Below are 19,698 nucleotides of genomic sequence, written 5' to 3'. Positions count from 1 at the left end.
GAGGCTCGGTCTTCATTGCGGTTCGGCCCCGGCGGCCCCGGCGGCCCCGGCGGCCCCGGCGGCCCCGGCGGCCCCGGCGGCCCCGGCGGACAACCGCCGCGCGCCGTGCCGCGTCTCGCGACCGGCTCCGCCACGAGGAACGACGATGCCTTCCTCGCGGCCGCGGCGGGCTCCCGTCTCGTCGGCCTCCTCGCGGTCAGGGCGCGGGTTGTCGCGCCGACCGATCGCCCCCGCTTTCCAGGGACCGCTCCGCCACCCGCGCCAGATGTCCCGCGAACACCGCCTCAGCCTCCGGGGTGAGCGTGCGCAGCGCCACCAGTGCCGTGACGGCCACGTCGCACAGTTCGCCCTGTACGTCCTCCCACGTGTGGGTGACGCCCTTGCGGGGGTTCTGGCCGGTCGCGCCGATGATCGCCTGGGCGACCTCGCCGACCTCCTCCGAGAGCTTCAGCACGCGCAGCAGCAGGCCTTCGCGGCCGCCGTGCGCCGCGTTGGCGTCCAGCCAGTTCCACAGGGCGTCGACGGTGGCCCAGAGATCGGTGGGGCCGTCGGCCTCTGGTTCGGGGGGTGCGGAACGGGTGAGAGGCCTGGGGGTGAGAGGCCGGGGCTGGGTGCTCATGAAGGAAGCGTGTCAGGTCAGGTCAGACCCGGGTCCCGGCAACTGCCGGGCAGCTCCTCGGCGCGCCCGGGGGCTCACTCCTCGAACAGCGCCTCCTGCTCGCCCTCCTCCTGACTGCGCAGGCGCTTGTTCCGCATGCCGATGACCACCGTCGTGACCGCCGCCGTCACGCCGAGGGCCACCGGGACCATCCAGCGGCGGTCGACCGTGTGGCCGAGGACGTGGTCCAGGGAGAGGCGGCCCGGGCCGGTGATGGCGAGGCCCGCGGCGGCCAGGCCCAGGGAGGCCGCGTGCTCGTAGCCGCCGCTCTGCGCGAAGAAGCCGTTGGGGACGTGCACCGCGGACGCGCCCGCCATCGCGCCGGCCGCCGCAGCGCCCGCGGCCGGGGTGGCCAGGCCCAGCGCCAGCAGCGTGCCGCCGCCGGCCTCCGCCAGGCCCGCCGCCGTCGCACTGGCCTTGCCGGGGGCGTAGCCGACGGACTCCATGAACTGGCCGGTCCCCTCCAGGCCGTGCCCGCCGAACCAGCCGAACAGCTTCTGCGCGCCGTGGGCCGCCAGTACTCCGCCGGTGCCGAGCCGGAGCAGCAGCAGTCCCAGATCACGACGGTCGTAACAGGTCACGGTGACTCCCTGAGCAGAGAACGGCGGACGTGGAAGGTGACGGAGGAGATGAGGAGCGGAAACAGGAGCAGGAGCGGGAACAACCCCCTCCGCGTCTCCACCGTCGCACCACTCACACCCGTACGGCCCGTCCTGGGCGCCGTTCGGGTGGCGGGGCCCGGAGCGCGGTGTGAGGGTGGCCGGTATGGCGATCCAGATCGACAGACTCAGCGACCCGGCCGTGCGGGCCTTCGTCGCCGCCGTCAACGCCCATGACGAAGAGGCGTTCCGCAGCCTGCTCACCCCCGACGCGACCATGGCGGACGACGGCTCCGACCGTGACCTCGCCCAGTGGGCCGACCGGGAGATCTTCTCCTCCCACGGCCACATGGACGTCACCAAGGAGTCGGCCGGCGGGCGCGCCCTCATCGCCGACTACCGCAACGACACCTGGGGCGAGATGCGCACCAGGTGGAGCTTCGTCGTCGAGGACGACGGCCGGATCTCCCGTTTCGAGACCGGTCAGGCCTAGCGAGGGATGACGGCCGAGGGGCCGTTCACCGCCGGGCAGGCGGTCAACGGCCCCTCGTGTCGCGGGAGTTCACCAGGAGCGGGCGACCGCCTGCTCCGTCAGGGTGAGCTGACCCGCCTTGATGGTGGCCAGGCGCGGGGCCCGGCGGGCGATCGACGAGTCGTGGGTGACCATGATGAACGTCAGCCCGTACTCGTGCCACAGCCCTTCGAGGACCTCCATGATCTCGTCGCGCATGCCCTCGTCGAGGTTGCCGGTGGGCTCGTCGGCGAGCAGCACCTTCGGCTTCTTGACCAGCGCGCGGGCGATCGCCACGCGCTGCTGCTGGCCGCCGGAGAGTTCCGCCGGGGCGTGCGTGAGGCGCTCGCCCAGGCCGACCGAGCGCAGGGCCTCCGCCGCGCGCTCGCGCCGCTCCGCGGGCTTCACGCCGAGCGGGACGAGCGCCGTCTCGACGTTCTCCTGCGCGGTCAGCGTCGGGATGAGGTTGAACGACTGGAAGATGATGCCGATCTTCTCGGCGCGCAGCCGGGTCAGCTTCGCCTCGCTGATCCGTGCGAGGTCGACGCCGTCCAGCTCGACGCTGCCCTCGGTCGGACGGTCGAGGCCGCCGATCATCTGCAGCAGCGTCGACTTGCCGCCGCCCGTGGGGCCCTGGATGACGAGCTGGTCGCCCTCCGCGATGGTGAGGTCGATGCCGCGCAGCGCCTCGACCGTCTCCTTGCCGCGCGTGTAGCGCTTGGTGACGCCGGTGAGGTTGTACATGGGGTCTCCGGGTTCTCCGTGTTCTCCGTGAGGGATGTGACGACTGGTCGGGACGCGGGTCAGGAGACGCTCCGCAGGGCGTCCGCCGGGCGCATCCGGGAGGCGCGCCAGCCGCCCATCGCGCCGGCGATCAGACCGCCGGCGATCGCCAGGCCGACCGCGAGCGCGATCGTGGTGACGGAGACGGGGGCCGAGAGGGCGATCTCCATCGTGTTCGACGCGGACTGCTGACCGGGACCGCCGCCGCCGGGGCCGCCGCCCATGCCGCCACCGCCACCGCCGCCGGTGTTGCCGAGCTCGGCGGTCAGCTTCGGGCTGATCGCCGTCACGGTGTAGGCGGCCGCCAGGCCCAGAGCGATGCCGAGGGCGCCGCCGAGGAGACCGTTGACCATGGACTCGCCGACGACCTGCCGGGTGACCCGGCGGCTCGGCCAGCCGAGTGCCTTCAGGGTGCCGAACTCGCGCACCCGGCGGGACACGGCCGAGGAGGTGAGCAGCGCGGCCACCAGGAACGCGGCGACGAGGACGGCGATCGACAGCCACTTGCCGACGCTGGTCGCCAGGTTGGAGGCGGTGGAGAGGGAACCGGACACGGTCTCCGCGAGGTCGGCGGAGGTGGTGACGGTCGTGCCGGAGATGTTCTTCTGGATCGTCGCCTTGACGGTGTCGATCTGCTGGGAGTCGGTCGCCTTGACGTAGATCGTGGTGACCTGGTCCGCCGCGTCGGCGAGGGTCTGCGCCTGCTTCAGCGGCAGGTAGACGTCCGTGGTGGAGTCACTGCTGTCGGGGGTGGCGATACCGATGATCTTGTACTTGGTGCTGGAGATCGTCAGCGTCGAACCGACCTTGTACGACTTCTCCTTGGCGTACGACTTGCTGACGACGGCCACCTTGGCGTTCGTCTGCGCCGAGGTGAACGTCACGCCCGAGGAGATCTTCGAGCTCGCCAGCGGGCCGAGGTCCTGGTTGGTGACGTCGACACCGGCCACGGAGTACGAGTTGACGTCGAAGGAGGCGCCGCCGCCCTGGACCTGCGGGGCCGCGGTGGACCCGCCGCCGCTGCCGCCGGGGCCGCCCTGGCCGCCGTTGCCACCGGTTCCGCTGGAGCTCTGTGCCTTGCCCTGGGTGAAGGAGCCGTCGACCTTGGTGACGTTCAGGGTGAGGGCGCCGACCGCGGCCGCCACGCCCTTCTGGTCGGCGACCTGCGTGACGAGCGCGGCCTTCAGGGCCTGACCGCCCTGGGTCGAGACCCGGTCCGAGCTCTGCTCCGCGTCGTCGTCGTCCTCGCCCTTGGCGTCGAACTCGAATCTGGGGCCGCCGGAACTGTTCGCCGTGGGCGCCGTGCGCGCCTTGGTGACGGTCATGTCGGTGCCGAGACCGTACAGCGACTGAAGGACCTTGTCCTGAGCCTGTGTCATGCCGGCCGACACCGAGTTGACGGTGATGACCAGCGCGATTCCGAGCGCCAGACCCAGTGCGATGACCAGGGCGGCCTTCTTGCGCCGGCCCAGTTCACGCTTGAGATAGATGCCAAACATCCCGTTCCCTAAGGTTCTTGGCGCCCTCTGTGGGCGCGGCCACAACCTAGGGAGAAACCTTTGAGTCGTCCTGAGTAAAAGATGTGTAAGGACTGAGAATGCGGAGGCCCGGATCAGAATTCCTTGAGACAGCTGATTCCTAGGCTGTGGAGAGGCTTTTCCCAGGTGACAGCTGTTGGCTGAGGATTTCCTTTTTCCTCGAATCCCCTTGTACGGTCCCGCAGTGCACGCATTCTCGCGCTCTTCTCCGCGCCTGTCCCGGCGCTCCCTGCTGGCCCTCGCGGCCACCGCGGCGACCGCGCCACTGACCGCCGTGCCGCTCGCGGCGACACCGGCCGCGGCCGCCTCCGACGTGGTGGTCGGGGGCCCGCGGCTCGTCGCCGACGGCGTTCAGGTGAACGGGGGCGGCGCCCTGCCGAAGAAGCTCACCGCCCGGGCCTGGCTGCTCGCCGACCAGGACAGCGGCGAGGTGCTCGCCTCTTTCCGCGCGCACCTGCGGATCGCGCCCGCCTCCACGCTGAAGATGCTGTTCGCGGACACCCTGCTGGACAGGTTCGAGCGCACCGAGCGCTACCGGGTGACCGAGGCGGACCTGGCCGGCATCCCTTCCGGCTCCAGCCTCGTCGGTGTCAGGGCCGGTATCACCTACACCGTCGAGCAGTTGTGGCAGGGCGTGTTCCTGCGCTCGGGCAACGACGCCGTGCAGGTGCTCGCGCGGATGAACGGCGGGGTCGCGAAGACGGTCGCCGAGATGCAGGCGAGAGCGGTCGACCTGCAGGCGCTGGACACCCATGTCGTCAGCCCCGACGGCTACGACCACGACGGCCAGCTGTCCTCCGCCTACGACCTCGCCCTCTTCGCCCGGCACGGGCTGCGCGACGCCGACTTCCGCGCCTACTGCGGCACCAGGGCGGCCGAGTTCCCGGCCGGCGGCGGGAAGACCTTCCGGATCGAGAACACCGACCGGCTGCTGTCGGGCACGTACGGGGTGACGCCGTATCCGGGCATGATCGGCGTGAAGAACGGCTTCACCAGCAACGCCGGCAACACCTTCACCGGCGCCGCGACCCGCGCGGGGCGCACTCTCGTCGTCACCGTGCTGCATCCGAAGAGCGGCCACAACGCCGTCTACGAGGAGACCGCCGCGCTGCTCGACTGGGGCTTCGCGCAGGGGAGTTCGGCGCGCGCGGTGGGGACGCTGGTCGAGGCACTCAGCGAGGGCGGGACCAGGGCGAGCGGGTCGTCCGCGGGGCAGGCGCCGCACGCCGGTGCGGAGGCGGCCTCGGCGGCGGACGGCGCGGGTCCGGACGGCTGGGGCGCGCTTGTCGGGGCCGGGGGAGCGGTGGCGCTGATGGCGGGCGGGGCGTACGCGCTGCGCCGGCGTCGGCGCCGTTCCGGCGAGAAGCCGCCGGCGGGTTGATGGTGCGGCAGCCGTCCCGCGGCGCCGGTGCGTACCTCGCGGTCCCGGCGAGGTCCACCCCCACCCGGCGCCTTGGGACGGCTGCCCCTCCCCCTCGGTGTGGCTTGTGGTGGTTCGGGGCGGAACTGTCGTAGTTCAAGTGTGAAGTTCTCGTGGAGAAGAGTTGAGCATAGGTCCGCCACCGGCCGCAATGGTGCGGATGGAGAAACTCCGCTTGTGTAGGTTGAGGAGTTGACGACCTGTGGGCGGCCGGCGCCGACAGCGGCCCGTCCTCGGCGGGCGACCTCAGCCCCGTCCCACGTACGGCATCGCCGTCGCCAGCACCGTCGCGAACTGCACGTTCGCCTCCAGTGGCAGCTCCGCCATGTGCCGCACCGTGCGCGCCACGTCGGCGACGTCCATCACCGGTTCCGGCGCGGTCTCACCGTTCGCCTGCAACGCGCCCGTCCGCATCCGCGCCGTCATGTCGGTGGCCGCGTTGCCGATGTCGATCTGACCGACCGCGATGCCGTGGGCCCGGCCGTCCAGTGAAAGGGACTTCGTCAGGCCGGTGAGGGCGTGCTTGGTCGCCGTGTAGGGCGCCGACAGCGGGCGGGGCGTGTGCGCCGAGACGGACCCGTTGTTGATGATCCGGCCGCCCCGGGGATCCTGCTCCTTCATCTGCCGGTACGCCCCCTGCGCGCACAGGAACGCCCCGTTGAGGTTGGTGTCCACCACGTGCCGCCAGGCGTCGTAGGGGAGTTCCTCGAACGGCACGCCACCGGGGCCGAACGTCCCCGCGTTGTTGAACAGCAGGTCCAGCCGTCCGAAGCGGTCCCGTACGGCGTCGAAGAGGGCCGTCACCTCCTCCGGGCGTGAGACGTCCGTCCGTACCGCGAGATGAGGGCCTTCGGGCACCAGCGCGGCCGTCGCCTCCAGGGTCTCGGCGCGCCGCCCTGCCAGCGCCACCGACCAGCCCGCGCGCAGCAGTTCCACGGAGACCGCCCGTCCGATCCCGGATCCGGCGCCGGTGACGATCGCGATCTTCGGTTGCCCGGCAGTGAGGTTCGCAGCCATGGCCCCGCAGCGTACGTGAGCACCGGCCCTTGGATCCGGTATGCGGAACGCACGCGTCCGACATCCGACTGTTGTGTACGCGCCAACCCGGCGATGCCCCCGGGCCGTCTCCGGCCACTCCAATGCCTTCTGCCGCCACTTTTCAGGGGAGGACCGGAATGACACCCGCAGCCCACGAGTCCCAGCATGCCCCCGAACTCCGCGCCACCGCCCGCCACCTGGGGCGCCGCCGCTTCCTCACCGGTACCGCGGCCGCCGCCGCGCTCGCCTTCACCGTGAACCTGCCCGCCGCCGGTACCGCGGCCGCCGCCGAACTCGACCCGGCGCGGCTCACCGACGACCCCTTCACCCTCGGCGTCGCCTCCGGCGACCCGCTGCCGGGCTCCGTCCTCCTGTGGACCCGCCTCGCGCCCGCCCCGTACCAGGCGGACGGCGGACTGCCCGCCGAGCGGATCACCGTGCACTGGGAACTGGCCCGCGACGAGACCTTCCGCCGGCCCGTCAGACGCGGCACGACCCTCGCGCACCCGGAGTTCGGCCACAGCGTGCACGTCCAGGTCGACGGCCTGGAGAACGACCGGGTGTACTACTACCGCTTCAAGGCGGGCACCTGGATCAGCCGCACCGGCCGCACGCGGACCGCCCCCGCCCCCGGCGCGAAGGCGACCGCCCTCACCGTCGGCGTGGTCTCCTGCCAGCGCTACGACCAGGGCTACTTCACCGCCTACAAGCACCTCGCCGAGGACGACGTGGACCTCGTCCTGCACCTCGGCGACTACCTCTACGAGTACGCCGTCAGCGGCGTCGGAGGCGCCCGCGCCTACCCCGCCGGGACCGTGCCCGCCGTCTACGGCCACGAGATGGTGACGCTGGACGACTACCGCCTCAAGTACGCGCTCTACAAGTCCGACCCCGACCTGCTGGCCGCGCACGCCGCCCACCCGTTCGTCGTCACCTGGGACGACCACGAGACCGAGAACAACTACGCGGGCGCGGTGTCGGAGAACGACGACCCCGCCGAGGAGTTCCTCGTCCGCCGGGCCGCCGCCTACCGCGCCTACTGGGAGAACCAGCCGCTGCGCCGCCCGCAGCTCCCCGACGGCGCCGACCTCAGGCTCTACCGGCGCCTGCACTGGGGCCGGCTCGCCCAGTTCGACGTCCTCGACACCCGCCAGTACCGCTCCGACCAGGCGTACGGCGACGGCTGGAAGGTCCCGGGACCCGAGTCCGAGGACCCGGCCCGCACCCTCACGGGCAAGACCCAGGAGCGCTGGCTGATCGACGGCTGGCACCGCTCGCGCGCCCTGTGGAACGTGGTCCCGCAGCAGGTCACCTTCGCCCGGCGGCACAACTCCACCACCGTGCCCTCCCAGGTCTCCATGGACTCCTGGGACGGCTACCCGGCCTCCCGCGAGCGGATCCTGACCGGCGCGCAGGCCGCCGGCGTCGAGAACCTGATGGTCCTCACCGGTGACGTCCACGTGCACTACGGCTTCGACATCAAGAAGGACTTCGACGACCAGGCGTCGAAGACCCTCGGCACGGAGATCGTCACCTCGTCGATCTCCAGCGGCGGCAACGGCTCGGCGAAGCCCGCCAACTGGGCCACCTTCATGGCCGCCAACCCGCACCTGAGGTTCTACAACGGCCTGCGCGGCTACGCGACCGTCTCGCTCGGCCGCGACCTCGCCCGCGCCGACTTCAAGACCGTCCCGTACGTCACCACGCAGGGCGCCCCCCTCACCACGGCCGCCTCCTTCGTGACGGAGATCGGCGACCAGGGGCTCAAGCCGGCCTGAGCCGCCCGCGTCACCACCACGCTCACGGGGCCGGCGGCCAGGCGTCACCCCAGTCGGCGTCCCGGGCCGCCCGGTACAGGTCGCCGTGCTTCTTCGTCACCGTCGTACGGCTCAGCCGCTCCTCGGCCTCGCACAGGTCGAGGAGCACCTGTCCCTTGCGGATCTGCGGCCGCCGGACCACCCGCGAGGAGACGGGGGAGGCGGGGAAGCGGGTGGCCGCGACATAGCTGAACTTCTCGTCCTCGTAGGGCAGCGAGCCGCCCTTGACCTGCCGGTGCAGGGACGAGCGGCTGACCCGCGCCGAGAAGTGGCACCAGTCCGTGCCGGGCACGATCGGACAGGCCGCGCTGTGCGGGCAGGGCGCGGCGATCCGGAACCCGGCGGCGATCAGCCGGTCGCGGGCCTCGATCACCCGGGCGTAGCCGTCCGGGGTGCCCGGCTCGACGATCACCACGGCCTGCGCGGCCGCCGCGGCGGCGTCCACCAGCACCGCCCGGTCGGGGGCGGCCAGCTCGTTGAGGACGTAGGAGACGGTGACCAGGTCCGTGGGGTCCAGGGCGAGGGCGGCGCCGATGCGGGCGCGCTGCCAGCGGGCGCCGCGCAGGGCCGGGTTCGCGGCGGCGATCTCACTGCCGAGGGCCAGGGCGGGCTCCGCCCAGTCGAGCACGGTCACCGGGCGCGTCCCGTCCCAGGTGGAACTCACCGCCCAGGTCGCCGCGCCGGTGCCGCCGCCGACGTCCACATGACCGGTCGGCGACCAGTGCGGTACGGCGTCCGCGAACGCCTCCAGCGCCGAGCGCACCGCCTCGAAGGTCGCCGGCATCCGGTACGCGGCGTACGCGACCACGTCCGCCCGGTCGCGCAGGATGGGGGCGTCGGTGGGGGTGGCGCCCCGGTAGTTGGCGATGAGCCGCTCGACGGCCTGTCCGGCCTGCTTGGGCGGCAGCCCGTCGAGCAGGTCCGTCAGGGCACCGCGGAGGGTCTCGGAAACGGATACGGAGACGTTCACCCCTGGATTTTCTCAGGTCCGGGCCACCGCCCTCACCGCACCGCCACCGCTCTCACCGCCCCTGCTCTCACCGCAACCGCTCTCACCGCACCGCCATCGCCAGCCGCGTCCCCGCCAGAGCGCGCGGCCCGCTGTCCGGCACCCGTCGCCTCGGATGCACCGTGTTCGCCAGCAGCACCAGGAACGTGTCCGTCGCCGGATCCAGCACCAGCGAGGTCCCGGTGAACCCGGTGTGCCCCGCCGCGCCCTCGCCCGCCAGCTCGCCCATGAACCACGACTGGTCCACCGCGAATCCCAGCCCCGGCGGGGTCAGCAGGAGTTCCACGAAGTCGGGGCCCAGGATCCGGGCGGGTCCGTACGAACCGCCCGACAGCAGGGTGCGGCAGAACACCGCGAGGTCGTGACCCGTGGAGAACAGCCCCGCGTGACCGGCCACCCCGCCCAGCGCCCAGGCGTTCTCGTCGTGCACCACGCCCCGCAGCATCCCCCGGTCCGCCTTCGCCCACGGCCGCCGCTGGTCCTCGGTCGCCGCCGCGCCGGGGCACGGGCCGAAGTCGGTCGAGGTCATGCCCAGCGGCCGGGTGATCCCCTCCCGCACGAGGACGTCGAGGGTGCGGCCGGTCAGCCGCTCCAGAAGCTGCTGGAGCAGCAGCATGTTCAGGTCCGAGTACAGATACGTGCCCGGTGCGCCGACCGGTGTCTCCGCGCGTAGCAGCGCCCAGCGGCGGGTGTCGTCCGCGCACTCGTACAGGGGCAGCTCGGGGCGCAGCCCGGAGGTGTGGGTGAGGAGCTGGCGGACGGTGATGCCGTGCTCCGCCGCCGCCTGGAAGTCGGGCAGATAGGCGCCCACCCGCGCGTCGATGCCGAGGGTGCCGCGCTCGATCTGCTGCACCGCCGCCACCGAGGTGAACAGCTTGGTGAGGGACGCCAGGTCGAAAGGGGTGTCGACGGTCATCGGGATCCGTGCCCCGGCCGGGAGCTCCACCCCCGCGTCGGCCGCCGGGTCGTACGCCGAGTAGCGCACCGCCCAGCCCACCGCCTCCCGCACGGCGATCACCGGGCCGCGCCCGGCGACCACGACGGCTCCCGCCGCCCAGGGCGGGTCGCCGGTGGTGAGGTCCACGACGTCGCGGACGAGGAGCCGCGTCTCCGCCGGGTCGAGCCCGGCCCGTTCCGGTGTGTCGACGCGCAGTCTCGGTGCGCTCAGCTCACTGCTCCTTCCGCGCCCGCCTTGGTCCAGGGACGGCACATTCCCACGAAGCAGGCCACCGCCACCAGTGCGGCAGCCAACTGGACCACGGCCATCGGGACGGCCGTGTGCTCGCCGGCGATCCCGACGAGCGGCGAGGCGATCGCGCCGATGAGGAAGGAGGACGTACCGAGGAGGGCGGAGGCGGACCCGGCGGAGTGCCGGACCCGCATCAGGGCGAGGGTCTGCGCGTTCGGCAGCGTGATGCCCATCGCGGACATCAGGACGAACAGCGCGGCGGCCACCGGCGCCAGCCCGACCTCTCCGAACACACCCGTCGTCATCAGCAGCAGGGCGGTCGCGGCCAGCACGACCGTCAGAAGGCCGACCGCCAGGACCCGGTCCAGCCGGACGCGGCCCACCAACACCCTGCCGTTGAGCTGGCCGAGGAGCACCAGTCCGACCGAATTCACGCCGAACAGCAGGCCGAACGTCTGCGGGGAGGCGCCGTAGATCTCCTGGACCACGAACGGCGAGGCGCTGATGTACGCGAACAGCGCGGCGAAGGTGAAACCGCCCGTGAGCATGTACCCGGTGAAGGGCAGGTCGCCGAGGAGCCGGCGCATCGAGCGCAGGGCCTCGCCGACCCCGCCCGCGTGGCGTTCGGCGGCGGGCAGCGTCTCCGGCAGCCGGGTCCACACCAGCACGGCCAGCAGCAGCCCCACCCCCGTGAGGAGCACGAATACCCCCCGCCAGTCCGTCGCCCGCAGGATCTGCGCGCCGATCAGCGGTGCCACGACCGGGGCGACCCCGGAGATCAGCATCAGGGTGGAGAAGAACCGGGCCATCGCGACGCCGTCGTACAGATCGCGTACGACGGCCCGCGCGATCACGATCCCGGCCGCGCCCGCGAGCCCCTGCAGCAGCCGGCAGGCGACCAGCAGCTCGACGGTGGGCGCCAGGGCGCACAGGGCGGTCGCCACGACGTAGACGACGAGACCGGCCAGCAGCGGGCGCCGGCGCCCCCACCGGTCGCTCATCGGGCCCACCACCAGCTGCCCCAGCGCCATACCGGCCAGGCACGCGGTCAGCGTGAGCTGCACGGTCGCGGCCGGCGCGTGCAGGGAGCGGGTCACCTCCGGCAGCGCCGGGAGGTACATGTCCATCGAGAGCGGGGGAGTGGCGGTCAGCCCGCCCAGCACGAGGGTGACGAGCAGCCCCGCCCGGCGCCGGGCGGACAGCGTCGGCCCCGCTCCTCTGCCTGTGCTCGTGCCCCCGTCCGTCACGGCCTTCGGCGCCGCGTCAGGTATGGCCCCGCCCTCCGGCATCCGGCCGCCCCTCCCTCTCCGACATCTGTGCCACCTATGCTCTCAGCTCGAACACACTGCTGGGACGGCACGAGGACGGGGCAGGGTATGACGACGGACACGGTGCGGTGGGGCATCCTCGCGACCGGCGGGATCGCCGCCGCGTTCACGGCGGATCTGATCGACCTGCCCGACGCGGAGGTCGTCGCGGTCGCCTCCCGCTCCGAGGTCTCCGCGAAGGCGTTCGCCGACCGGTTCGGCATACCCCGGGCCTACGGCGACTGGGCCGCGCTCGCCGCCGACGAGGACATCGATGTCGTCTACGTCGCCACCCCGCACGCCGCCCACCGCACCGCCGCCGGACTCTGCCTGGAGGCCGGGCGCAACGTGCTGTGCGAGAAGGCGTTCACGCTGAACCTGCGCGAGGCCGAGGAACTGGTCGCGCTGGCCCGGGAGCACGACCGCTTCCTCATGGAAGCCATGTGGATGTACTGCAACCCCGTGATCCGCCGTCTCAAGGCCCTCGTCGACGACGGCGCGATCGGCGAGGTCCGCACCGTGCAGGCCGACTTCGGCCTCGAAGGCCCCTTCCCGCCCTCGCACCGGCTGCGCGACCCCGCCCAGGGCGGCGGCGCCCTCCTCGACCTCGGCGTCTACCCGGTCTCCTTCGCCCACCTCCTGCTCGGCGCGCCCTCGGGGATCGCCGCCCAGGCCGTCCTGTCCGCCGAGGGCGTGGACCTGCAGACGGCGCTGGCCCTGTCCTGGGACTCCGGCGCGCTCGCCGCCCTGCACTGCTCCGTGGCCGGCGGTACGGGCACCACCGCCTCCGTCACCGGCTCTCGCGGCCGGATCGACATCCCGTCCGGCTTCTTCCACCCCGACCGCCTCGTCCTGCACCGCGACGGGCGTGACCCCGAGGAGTTCGCCGCCGACCCGGCCGACGGACCCCGGACGACGTTCCGGCACGAGGCCCGCGAGGTCATGCGCGCGGTCCGGGCCGGCGAGACCGAGTCCCCGCTGGTCCCGCTCGACGGCAGCCTCGCCGTCATGCGGACCCTCGACACGGTCCGCGAGCGGATCGGCGTGCGCTACCCCGGCGAGGACGCGTGAGCGTTCGCGAGACGTCCCGTCTCACCCGCTTGGTACCGTCGACCCATGGTCACCCAGTCCGGTAAGCCGGCCCCCGACACCACCCGCCGCAGCGAGCGGTCCCGGCGCGCCATCTACGATGCCGCGCTCGCCCTCGTCGCGGAGACCGGCTACGCGAAGACCACGATCGAGGGAATCGCCGCCCGCGCGGGCGTTGGCAAGCAGACCATCTACCGCTGGTGGGGGTCGAAGGCCGACGTCCTGCTGGAGGCCTTCCTCGACCTCAGCGAACAGGCGGCGCGGGACGCGGGGGCCTCGGCGGACCAGCCGTACGTCATCCCCGACACCGGCGACCTGGCCGCCGACATCAAGGCCGTCCTGCGGGCCACCGTCGACCAGCTCACGGACCCCAGGTTCGAGGCGCCCTCCCGGGCCCTGGCCGCCGAGGGCGTGGTCAACGAACAGGTCGGCCGCGAGTTCACCGCGAAGCTGATGGAACCGTCCATCCAGCTGTACGTCGACCGGCTGCGGGCCGCGCAGGAGGCCGGCCAGGTCCGCGCCGACCTCGACCCGCGCATCGCCCTGGAGTTCTTCATCTCCCCGCTCGCCCAGCGCTGGCTCCAGCACACGGGCCCGATCTCCTACGCGTACACCGACACCCTCGTCGACTACGCCCTGCACGGTCTCGCACCGCGCTGACCTCGCACCACATGGGTGACTCTGGCACCACCCGTCCCACCTGCCCCGATTCACGGCTACGGCCCCCCGATGCGCAGGATGGTGCGACCATGAGGCATGCTGGCGGCACCACAGCGAGCGAGGGGACAGATGAGCGCGGAGTTCGGCGGCCGGACCGGCCTGTGGGGCAAGATCTCGGAGTGGCTGGGCACGAGCGGCCCGACGGAGGCCGACGAAGCCGGCGACCGTGAGGCCCTGCTGCTGGCCGCCGCCGGAGCGGGATTCCCGCTCGCGCCCGCCGCGCACCCGGCCCCCGGCTACGGCTGCTCCTGCGACCGGGTCGGCTGTCCGACCCCCGCCCGGCACCCGGTGTCCTTCGCCTGGCAGACGCAGTCCACGACCGATCGCGCGCAGATCGAGCGCTGGGCCCGCCACCAGCCGCAGGCCAACTTCATCACCGCCACCGGCATGACGCACGACGTCCTCGACGTGCCTCTGGAGGCGGGCCGGCAGGCCCTGGAGCGGCTGCTCGACTCCGGCGTCGAGGTCGGCCCGGTCGCCGAGAGCGACGACGGCCGCATGCTGTTCTTCACCCTCACCCGCGGCACCCCCGAGGACGAGGACGAGTGGTGGCCGTGCGCGCTGGACTGCCACCCCGAGACCATGGACGAGCACCCCGGCCTGCGCTGGCACTGCCGTGGCTCCTACGTCCTGGTACCGCCCGCCCGGCTCCCCGGCGACGACGGCCGTTGCGTGCACTGGCTGCGCGGACCCGAGCACGCGCTGCCCGACCCGCTGACCCTGCTCGAAACCCTGACGGACGCCTGCGCCCGCCACGCCGGCCAGGAGCCCGACCAGGCGAACACGGCCTGGCCCTCACGCCACTGACCGCAAGAGGCGCGGGGAACCGCGCGCCCGGCCACGCAGCACCCGCAGGCACCTGAACCGCCCGCAGGCACACGATGCACCCGCAGGCACACGATGCACCCGCAGGCGCAGACGACGCACCCGCAGGTGGTTTCTCCGGGCTCCGGCGGAGCGCTACGCGCCCTTGGCCGCCGTCAGGCCCTCCAGCCGGCTGAGCATCGACACCTTGCCGTTGCCCGCGCCCTTCGCGGGGGTCAGGGCGACGTCGTTGGCGACGAACTCCATGGTCAGGGACTGCTTGATCTCACCGGTCGTCAGCGCGGCCACGTTCTTGTTCGGGGTGGGCACGGCGGCGCCCGCCGCGGCCGTCTGCTTCATGTAGTGGTGCGTGGTGAAGAAGACCAGCGCCCCGCCGTCCGCGGTGCGCAGTGCCAGCGGCGCGTAGTCGCCGCCGGTCAGCGGCTCGTCGATGTACTGCGTGGCCAGGCCCGGCTTGGTGGCGTTCTTCGCCCGGGTCGCCCGCAGGGTGGTGGTGTACGCGCCGTCCGCGAAGGCGCCCTTGCCGCTCTGCAGGTACGCCGCGTAGTCCTTGCTCAAGTCCTCGGGCGCGACGGCCAGTTCGGCGGAGTCGGCGGGCACGGCCTCGGCGTGGCCGTCCTTGCCCGCCTGCTTGAACTCCGGTACCGAGCCCGGCGCCACCAGCGTCAGATAGGTCGCCTGCCACCGCTCCGTCCGCCCGCCCCGGCTGAACACCATCAGCCAGCGTGAGTCGCCGCCCTTGTTGCCCTTCGCGTCGGCGACGAACCAGCGCGGCCAGCCCGCCTTCTCGACGATCGTGTACTTCACGTCCGACAGCACGAGCGGCGTGTGCTGCTGGTTGCCGCCCGGGTTGTTGACGCGGCCCGCCTTCAGCCGCGCCTCGTCGATGACCCCGAGGGCACCGGTGGTGTAGTCGGCGTCCAGGGAACTGTCGTACGCCGCGTCCGCCTTGTTGTAGGCGGACGTGAACTGCTCGACCGCCTTCACGGCTTCCGCCTTCGTGGCGGCCGGGAGCAGTTCGAGCTCCCCGTGGACCACCACGCAGCCGCTCGCCGTGAGCGAGACGGCGGTGAGTGACGCCGCTACGAGTGCGTACCGGTCACGTGCGCGGAGCCTTCGACTGCGCGGAACCCCGGTCCTCAGGCTGCGTTCCCTGCTCATCAGGCGACTTCACCTTCCCCTTCCCGGAGGCGAACCCTACCGGGGCGAGGAACAGCGCGAGCGTCGGGACCAGGTACAGCAGCCACACCGTGACCTGGAGGACCGTCGGGTCGGGCTGGAAGTTGAACACGCCCTTCAGCAGCGTGCCGTACCAGCTGTCCGGCGGGACGGTGCCGGTGATGTCGAAGGCCAGGCTGTTCAGGCCGGGGATCCAGTCGGCCTCCTGGAGATCGTGGACGCCGTACGCCAGCACGCCCGCGGCCACCACGACGAGCATGCCGCCGGTCCAGGTGAAGAACTTGGCGAGGTTGATCCTCAGCGCCCCGCGGTAGAACAGCCAGCCCAGCAGGACGGCGGTCGCCAGGCCCAGGGCCACACCGATCAGCGGGCGCGGGGTGCCGTCGCCGGCCGCGTGCACCGAAGCCCACACGAACAGGGCGGTCTCCAGGCCCTCCCGGCCGACCGCGAGGAAGGCGGTGGCGACCAGGGCACCGGTGCCCATCGCGAGGGCCGCGTCCAGCTTGCCGTGCAGTTCCGACTTCAGATGCCGGGCGGTGCGCCGCATCCAGAACACCATCCACGTCACCAGGCCGACCGCGAGGATCGACAGGGAGCCGCCGAGCGCCTCCTGCGCCTGGAACGTCAGTTCCTGGGAGCCGAACTCGAGGACGCAGCCGAAGCCGAGCGCGAGCGCGACCGCGACGCCGATGCCGATCCAGATCGGCTTGAGGGCGTCCCTGCGGCCGGTCTTCACCAGGTAGGCGATGAGGATGCAGACGACGAGGCTGGCCTCCAGGCCCTCGCGCAGTCCGATCAGATAGTTGGAGAACACGGGCTACGCCTCCTTGGAGAACAGCGTCCGGCCCCACCAGTCGTCCTTGTCACGGACGCCCGGCGGGACGGCGAAGACGGCCGAACCCACGTGCTGGATGTACTCGTTGAGCGCGTCGGTCGCGAGGTTGCGCTGGACGCGGACGAACCCCTCGCGCACATCGCGCTGGTAGGCGAGGAAGAACAGACCGGCCTCCAGCCGGCCGAGGCCGTCGGTGCCGTCGGTGAAGGAGTAGCCGCGGCGCAGGATCGTCGCCCCGTGGTTGGAGTCCGGGTGCGCGAGCCGTACGTGCGCGTCGGGCTTCATCGCCTTCAGGAACGGCTCGTCGCGCTCCCTGGCCTTGCCGACCGGGGCGCCCTCGCCCTTGTCGCGGCCGAAGATGTCCTCCTGCTCCTGGAGCGAGGTGCGGTCCCAGGTCTCGATGTGCATGCGGATCCGGCGGGCGACGAGATAGGAACCGCCCACCATCCAGGCCGAGTTCTCCTTGACGTCCTTCTCGCCGACCCAGACGAACTTCTCCAGCCGGTCGGTCTCGGTGCCCGCGATGTTGCGGGTGCCGTCCTTGAAGCCCATCAGGTTGCGCGGGGTCTGCGCGTCGGGTGTCGTGGAGGAGGTCTTGCCGAAGCCGAGCTGCGACCAGCGGATGACGACCTTGCCCATGCCGATCCGGGCCAGGTTGCGGATCGCGTGCACGGCGACCTGCGGATCGTCCGCGCAGGCCTGGATGCACAGGTCGCCGTTGCTGCGGGCCGCGTCGAGCGCGTCCCCGGCGAACGTGGGCAGATCGATCAGGGCGTCCGGGCGGCGGTCGGCGAGGCCGAGCTTGCCGAACAGCGACGGCCCGAAGCCGATCGTCAGGGTCAGCCGGGACGGCTTGAGCCCCAGGGCCTCGCCGGTGTCGTCCGGCGGCGCCTCGGCGAGACCGCCGTACGCGCCCTCGCCGACCGCCTTCCCGGCCGTCATCCGGCGGGCCGCCTCCGTCCAGTCCTTCAGGAGCTGGACGAACTCGGCGCGGTCCGTGGTCTTCACGTCGAACGCGGCGAAGTGGAGCCGGTCCTGCACGGGGGTGGCGATGCCCGCCTGGTTCGCGCCGTGGAAGCCGACCGCGGCGCCCACCTCGGCGGCCGCCGGGTCGACGTCGTCGCCGGTACGGGTCATCGCGACCGCGCCGCCGGCCGCGGCGGCACCGAGCGCGAGCCCGGCACCGCCCCAGCCGATCAGCGACCGTCGGGACGGCACACTGCCCTGGGTCTCGGTCATGTCCTGGCCCCTCGGTTACTTCGCCACGGCTGCGGCGAGCTTGGACAGCGGCTCGGCGAGCGCGTTGACCGCGTCGGACAGTTCCTTGCGGTCGGCGGCGGCGACCTTGTCGTACGCGGTGAAGGCGTACGAGGACGTGTTCGGGCGGTACTTGTCCAGCAGCGTGTTCAGCGCGGCGAACTGCTTGTCCAGCTCGGTGACCAGGGCCGCGTCGTTCTCCTTGGCGACCGGCTTGAGCAGCTCGTACGACTTCTGGGCGCCCTCGACGTTGGCCTTGAAGTCGACGAGGTCGGTGTGCGAGTAGCGCTCCTCCTCGCCGGTGACCTTGCCGGTGGCGACCTCGTCGAGGAGTTCCTTGGCGCCGTTGGCCATGGAGGTCGGGGTGATCTCGGCCTTGCCGACCCGCTTCTGCCAGTCGGTGAGGTCGGTGGTGAGCTGGTCGGCGAGGGTCTTCTCGGCGGCGGTGATCTTCTTGTCCTGCCAGAGGGCCTTCTCCAGCCGGTGCCAGCCGGTCCAGGTCTGTCCGGCCTCCAGGCCGTCCGCGCGGACGTCGACCTTCGGGTCGATGTCGCCGAAGGACTCCGCGACCGGCTCGGTGCGCTCCCAGCCGATACGGGAGGGCGCGTAGGCCGCCTTGGCCGCCTCGAGGTCGCCGGCCTTGACGGCCTTCACGAAGGTCGCGACGAGCGGCAGCGTGGCGTCGGCCTGCTCCTGGGCGTACTCGCGGTAGGCGGCGACGGCCTTGTCCAGGCGCGGGTCGCGCTTGGCGACCGAGCCGCCGGTGACCTTGAGGTCCTGGCGGATGCCGGTGCCCTTCATGCCGGGCTTGCAGGCGATCTGGTAGTCGCCGGCCTTCACCTCGGCGGTGACCCGCTGCTTGGTGCCGGGGCCGATGTTCTCCCGCTCGCTGACGATCCGGTCGTCCGGGAAAAGGATGTAGACCTCGGTGACCTTGGAACCCTTGTTCTCGATGGCGAGCTCGACGTGTCCGGCGGAGATCTCCTTTTTGGAGGTCACGCACTTGGCGTCGGTGGCGGTCACGCTGATGACGCGGTCCCCGTCTTTCGCGTCGCTCTTGGAGGTGCAGCCGGTGACGGCGGTCAGTGCGGTCACGGCGGTGACGGCGGTGACGACGGACAGTCTGGCGGCTCGCATTCGGGCTCCCAGCGATGGCTGAATAGTGGCGTGACGCGGCTCACAAGGGTTGGTGAGCCTCGCCTAACTTATCCAAGGCTTACCTGCGTAATACCCGCCCGTGCAGTGATTCACCTCTCATAGACGCCGTATGAGCACGAGATGATCACGGTGACTCAAAACGGACCCCAAGAGATGGTCAAAGATGATTCAAATATTCCGCTTCGGGGTCACCGGTACGGCACCCGTCCGGGGTGCGGAAGCACCTCGACCGGCTGGTCGCAGACCTCCGAAAGCAGCCGCTCGGTGAACACCTCGCCCGGCGACCCGTCCGCCGCCACCCGCCCGGCGCACAGGATCGCGCCCCGGTGCGCGTAGGCGGCGGCGAGCCCCAGAGCGCGCAGCACCAAGACCACCGCGTCCCCCTCACACGCCCTCTCCCGGCACAACCGCACCACCGGCACCAGTTGTTTCAGGTCCAGGGCGAGGGCCGCCTCGTCGAACAGCACGGGCACGCCCTGCACCGGCACCCGTCCCAGGCGCCCCGAGCCCGCTCGCCGCACGGCCGGCCCCCCGGGGGGCACGACCCCACCCCCCCGGATGGTGGGGGGCAGGGCGTAGCCCGCCCCCCACAGGGGYGCGGGGAACGGCGCGACCGGCCACGGCGGACCGGCAGCCGCATGACCGCAGCCCCCCGACGGCGCATCCGCGCACCCCGGCCCCCCCGACGGCGCATCCGCGCACCCCGGCCCCCCGGCAGGCAGTCGGCTGCGACCCGCCGACGGGCGCGGAGCGAAGACCGGGGCGC

18 protein-coding genes and 1 pseudogene are annotated in these 19,698 nt (G+C 72.2%); 6 read left to right on the top strand and 13 right to left on the bottom strand.

Translation table 11 applies throughout. The annotated features are described in order from the left end of the window. Positions 1-196: 196 nt before the first annotated feature. Together ASD48_RS02825 and ASD48_RS02820 are read right to left on the bottom strand one after the other, a co-directional pair. Entirely contained in the window at positions 197-619 is a 423-nt protein-coding gene (locus ASD48_RS02825; RefSeq protein ID WP_057599743.1) for a MazG-like family protein, read from the bottom strand. A gap of 74 nt (positions 620-693) precedes the next feature. Beyond that, positions 694-1,239, bottom strand: a complete 546-nt coding sequence (locus ASD48_RS02820; RefSeq protein WP_057599742.1) for a DoxX family membrane protein — start codon at positions 1,237-1,239, stop codon at positions 694-696. Between the two features lie 184 nt (positions 1,240-1,423). Between ASD48_RS02820 and ASD48_RS02815 the strand changes: the two genes are divergently transcribed. Then, complete coding sequence (locus ASD48_RS02815; RefSeq protein WP_057599741.1) at positions 1,424-1,750, top strand: nuclear transport factor 2 family protein; 327 nt, start codon at positions 1,424-1,426, stop codon at positions 1,748-1,750. 69 nt (positions 1,751-1,819) lie between these two features. Here ASD48_RS02815 and ASD48_RS02810 read toward each other — a convergent pair whose 3' ends face one another. Together ASD48_RS02810 and ASD48_RS02805 are read right to left on the bottom strand one after the other, a co-directional pair. Then, positions 1,820-2,512 (bottom strand): ABC transporter ATP-binding protein, encoded by a 693-nt coding sequence (locus tag ASD48_RS02810; RefSeq protein WP_020126803.1) that lies wholly within the window; start codon positions 2,510-2,512, stop codon positions 1,820-1,822. 59 nt (positions 2,513-2,571) lie between these two features. After that, a complete protein-coding gene (locus tag ASD48_RS02805; RefSeq protein ID WP_057599740.1) occupies positions 2,572-4,050 on the bottom strand; it encodes an FtsX-like permease family protein in 1,479 nt (492 codons plus the stop codon). Between the two features lie 223 nt (positions 4,051-4,273). Between ASD48_RS02805 and ASD48_RS02800 the strand changes: the two genes are divergently transcribed. Further along, positions 4,274-5,470 (top strand): serine hydrolase, encoded by a 1,197-nt coding sequence (locus tag ASD48_RS02800; RefSeq protein ID WP_107104206.1) that lies wholly within the window; start codon positions 4,274-4,276, stop codon positions 5,468-5,470. A 285-nt stretch (positions 5,471-5,755) separates the two neighbouring features. Here ASD48_RS02800 and ASD48_RS02795 read toward each other — a convergent pair whose 3' ends face one another. Then, a complete protein-coding gene (locus ASD48_RS02795) occupies positions 5,756-6,526 on the bottom strand; it encodes an SDR family oxidoreductase (protein ID WP_057599739.1) in 771 nt (256 codons plus the stop codon). A gap of 158 nt (positions 6,527-6,684) precedes the next feature. On the opposite strand from ASD48_RS02795, the gene ASD48_RS02790 reads away from it, so the two are divergent. Further along, positions 6,685-8,325 carry an alkaline phosphatase D family protein gene (locus tag ASD48_RS02790; RefSeq protein ID WP_057599738.1) on the top strand — a complete coding sequence of 547 codons (1,641 nt, stop codon included), beginning with the start codon at positions 6,685-6,687 and terminating at the stop codon, positions 8,323-8,325. A 22-nt stretch (positions 8,326-8,347) separates the two neighbouring features. Here the strand turns inward: ASD48_RS02790 and ASD48_RS02785 are convergent, their stop codons facing one another. The 3 genes from ASD48_RS02785 to ASD48_RS02775 all read right to left on the bottom strand — a co-directional run bounded on the left by ASD48_RS02785 (position 8,348) and on the right by ASD48_RS02775 (position 11,851). Next, a complete protein-coding gene (locus ASD48_RS02785) occupies positions 8,348-9,334 on the bottom strand; it encodes a small ribosomal subunit Rsm22 family protein (RefSeq protein WP_057599737.1) in 987 nt (328 codons plus the stop codon). Between the two features lie 82 nt (positions 9,335-9,416). After that, on the bottom strand, positions 9,417-10,583 hold the full coding sequence (locus tag ASD48_RS02780; RefSeq protein WP_057599736.1) for a serine hydrolase domain-containing protein: 1,167 nt from the start codon (positions 10,581-10,583) through the stop codon (positions 9,417-9,419). Beyond that, entirely contained in the window at positions 10,538-11,851 is a 1,314-nt protein-coding gene (locus ASD48_RS02775) for a multidrug effflux MFS transporter (RefSeq protein ID WP_057599735.1), read from the bottom strand. Before ASD48_RS02775 ends, ASD48_RS02780 begins: the two co-directional genes overlap by 46 nt. A gap of 87 nt (positions 11,852-11,938) precedes the next feature. Here ASD48_RS02775 and ASD48_RS02770 point away from each other — a divergent pair, with 87 nt between their 5' ends. The 3 genes from ASD48_RS02770 (at position 11,939) to ASD48_RS02760 (ending at position 14,485) form a co-directional block, all read left to right on the top strand. Further along, positions 11,939-12,940: a Gfo/Idh/MocA family oxidoreductase gene (locus tag ASD48_RS02770; protein WP_057599734.1), complete on the top strand. Its 1,002-nt coding sequence runs from the start codon at positions 11,939-11,941 to the stop codon at positions 12,938-12,940. Positions 12,941-12,985: 45 nt separating this feature from the next. Further along, on the top strand, positions 12,986-13,618 hold the full coding sequence (locus tag ASD48_RS02765) for a TetR/AcrR family transcriptional regulator (RefSeq protein ID WP_057599733.1): 633 nt from the start codon (positions 12,986-12,988) through the stop codon (positions 13,616-13,618). Positions 13,619-13,747: 129 nt separating this feature from the next. After that, positions 13,748-14,485, top strand: coding sequence for a bifunctional DNA primase/polymerase (locus ASD48_RS02760; protein WP_057599732.1), 738 nt, complete (start codon positions 13,748-13,750; stop codon positions 14,483-14,485). 153 nt (positions 14,486-14,638) lie between these two features. Here ASD48_RS02760 and ASD48_RS02755 read toward each other — a convergent pair whose 3' ends face one another. The 5 genes and pseudogenes from ASD48_RS02755 to ASD48_RS02735 form a co-directional block, all read right to left on the bottom strand. Then, positions 14,639-15,664, bottom strand: a complete 1,026-nt coding sequence (locus ASD48_RS02755; RefSeq protein ID WP_079073582.1) for a hypothetical protein — start codon at positions 15,662-15,664, stop codon at positions 14,639-14,641. Next, on the bottom strand, positions 15,603-16,496 hold the full coding sequence (gene efeU / locus ASD48_RS02750) for an iron uptake transporter permease EfeU (RefSeq protein ID WP_057599730.1): 894 nt from the start codon (positions 16,494-16,496) through the stop codon (positions 15,603-15,605). Before efeU ends, ASD48_RS02755 begins: the two co-directional genes overlap by 62 nt. Before the next feature lie 3 nt (positions 16,497-16,499). After that, the gene (gene efeB, locus ASD48_RS02745; protein WP_057599729.1) at positions 16,500-17,756 is read right to left on the bottom strand and encodes an iron uptake transporter deferrochelatase/peroxidase subunit; all 1,257 of its coding nucleotides are present in this window, start codon (positions 17,754-17,756) and stop codon (positions 16,500-16,502) included. Positions 17,757-17,771: 15 nt separating this feature from the next. After that, the gene (gene efeO / locus ASD48_RS02740) at positions 17,772-18,911 is read right to left on the bottom strand and encodes an iron uptake system protein EfeO (protein ID WP_020126789.1); all 1,140 of its coding nucleotides are present in this window, start codon (positions 18,909-18,911) and stop codon (positions 17,772-17,774) included. A gap of 189 nt (positions 18,912-19,100) precedes the next feature. Beyond that, positions 19,101-19,402, bottom strand: a pseudogene (locus tag ASD48_RS02735) (hemin ABC transporter ATP-binding protein); the annotation flags it as partial. Between the last annotated feature and the right edge of the window lie 296 nt (positions 19,403-19,698).

Origin of the sequence: Streptomyces sp. Root1310 (genome assembly GCF_001426425.1) — a bacterium.
GTDB lineage: Bacteria > Actinomycetota > Actinomycetes > Streptomycetales > Streptomycetaceae > Streptomyces.
The sequence above is the reverse complement of the archived record's forward strand: the minus strand, read 5'-3'. Positions and strand labels throughout refer to the sequence as shown.

Coding starts and splice junctions, on each gene's coding strand:
- ASD48_RS02775 (WP_057599735.1), bottom strand. CDS start 11,851: ATGCCGGAGGGCGGGGCCATACCTGACGCGGCGCCGAAGGCCGTGACG.
- efeO (WP_020126789.1), bottom strand. CDS start 18,911: ATGCGAGCCGCCAGACTGTCCGTCGTCACCGCCGTCACCGCCGTGACC.
- ASD48_RS02770 (WP_057599734.1), top strand. CDS start 11,939: ATGACGACGGACACGGTGCGGTGGGGCATCCTCGCGACCGGCGGGATC.
- ASD48_RS02795 (WP_057599739.1), bottom strand. CDS start 6,526: ATGGCTGCGAACCTCACTGCCGGGCAACCGAAGATCGCGATCGTCACC.
- ASD48_RS02815 (WP_057599741.1), top strand. CDS start 1,424: ATGGCGATCCAGATCGACAGACTCAGCGACCCGGCCGTGCGGGCCTTC.
- ASD48_RS02810 (WP_020126803.1), bottom strand. CDS start 2,512: ATGTACAACCTCACCGGCGTCACCAAGCGCTACACGCGCGGCAAGGAG.
- ASD48_RS02765 (WP_057599733.1), top strand. CDS start 12,986: ATGGTCACCCAGTCCGGTAAGCCGGCCCCCGACACCACCCGCCGCAGC.
- ASD48_RS02825 (WP_057599743.1), bottom strand. CDS start 619: ATGAGCACCCAGCCCCGGCCTCTCACCCCCAGGCCTCTCACCCGTTCC.
- ASD48_RS02760 (WP_057599732.1), top strand. CDS start 13,748: ATGAGCGCGGAGTTCGGCGGCCGGACCGGCCTGTGGGGCAAGATCTCG.
- efeB (WP_057599729.1), bottom strand. CDS start 17,756: ATGACCGAGACCCAGGGCAGTGTGCCGTCCCGACGGTCGCTGATCGGC.
- ASD48_RS02805 (WP_057599740.1), bottom strand. CDS start 4,050: ATGTTTGGCATCTATCTCAAGCGTGAACTGGGCCGGCGCAAGAAGGCC.
- ASD48_RS02755 (WP_079073582.1), bottom strand. CDS start 15,664: ATGAGCAGGGAACGCAGCCTGAGGACCGGGGTTCCGCGCAGTCGAAGG.
- ASD48_RS02790 (WP_057599738.1), top strand. CDS start 6,685: ATGACACCCGCAGCCCACGAGTCCCAGCATGCCCCCGAACTCCGCGCC.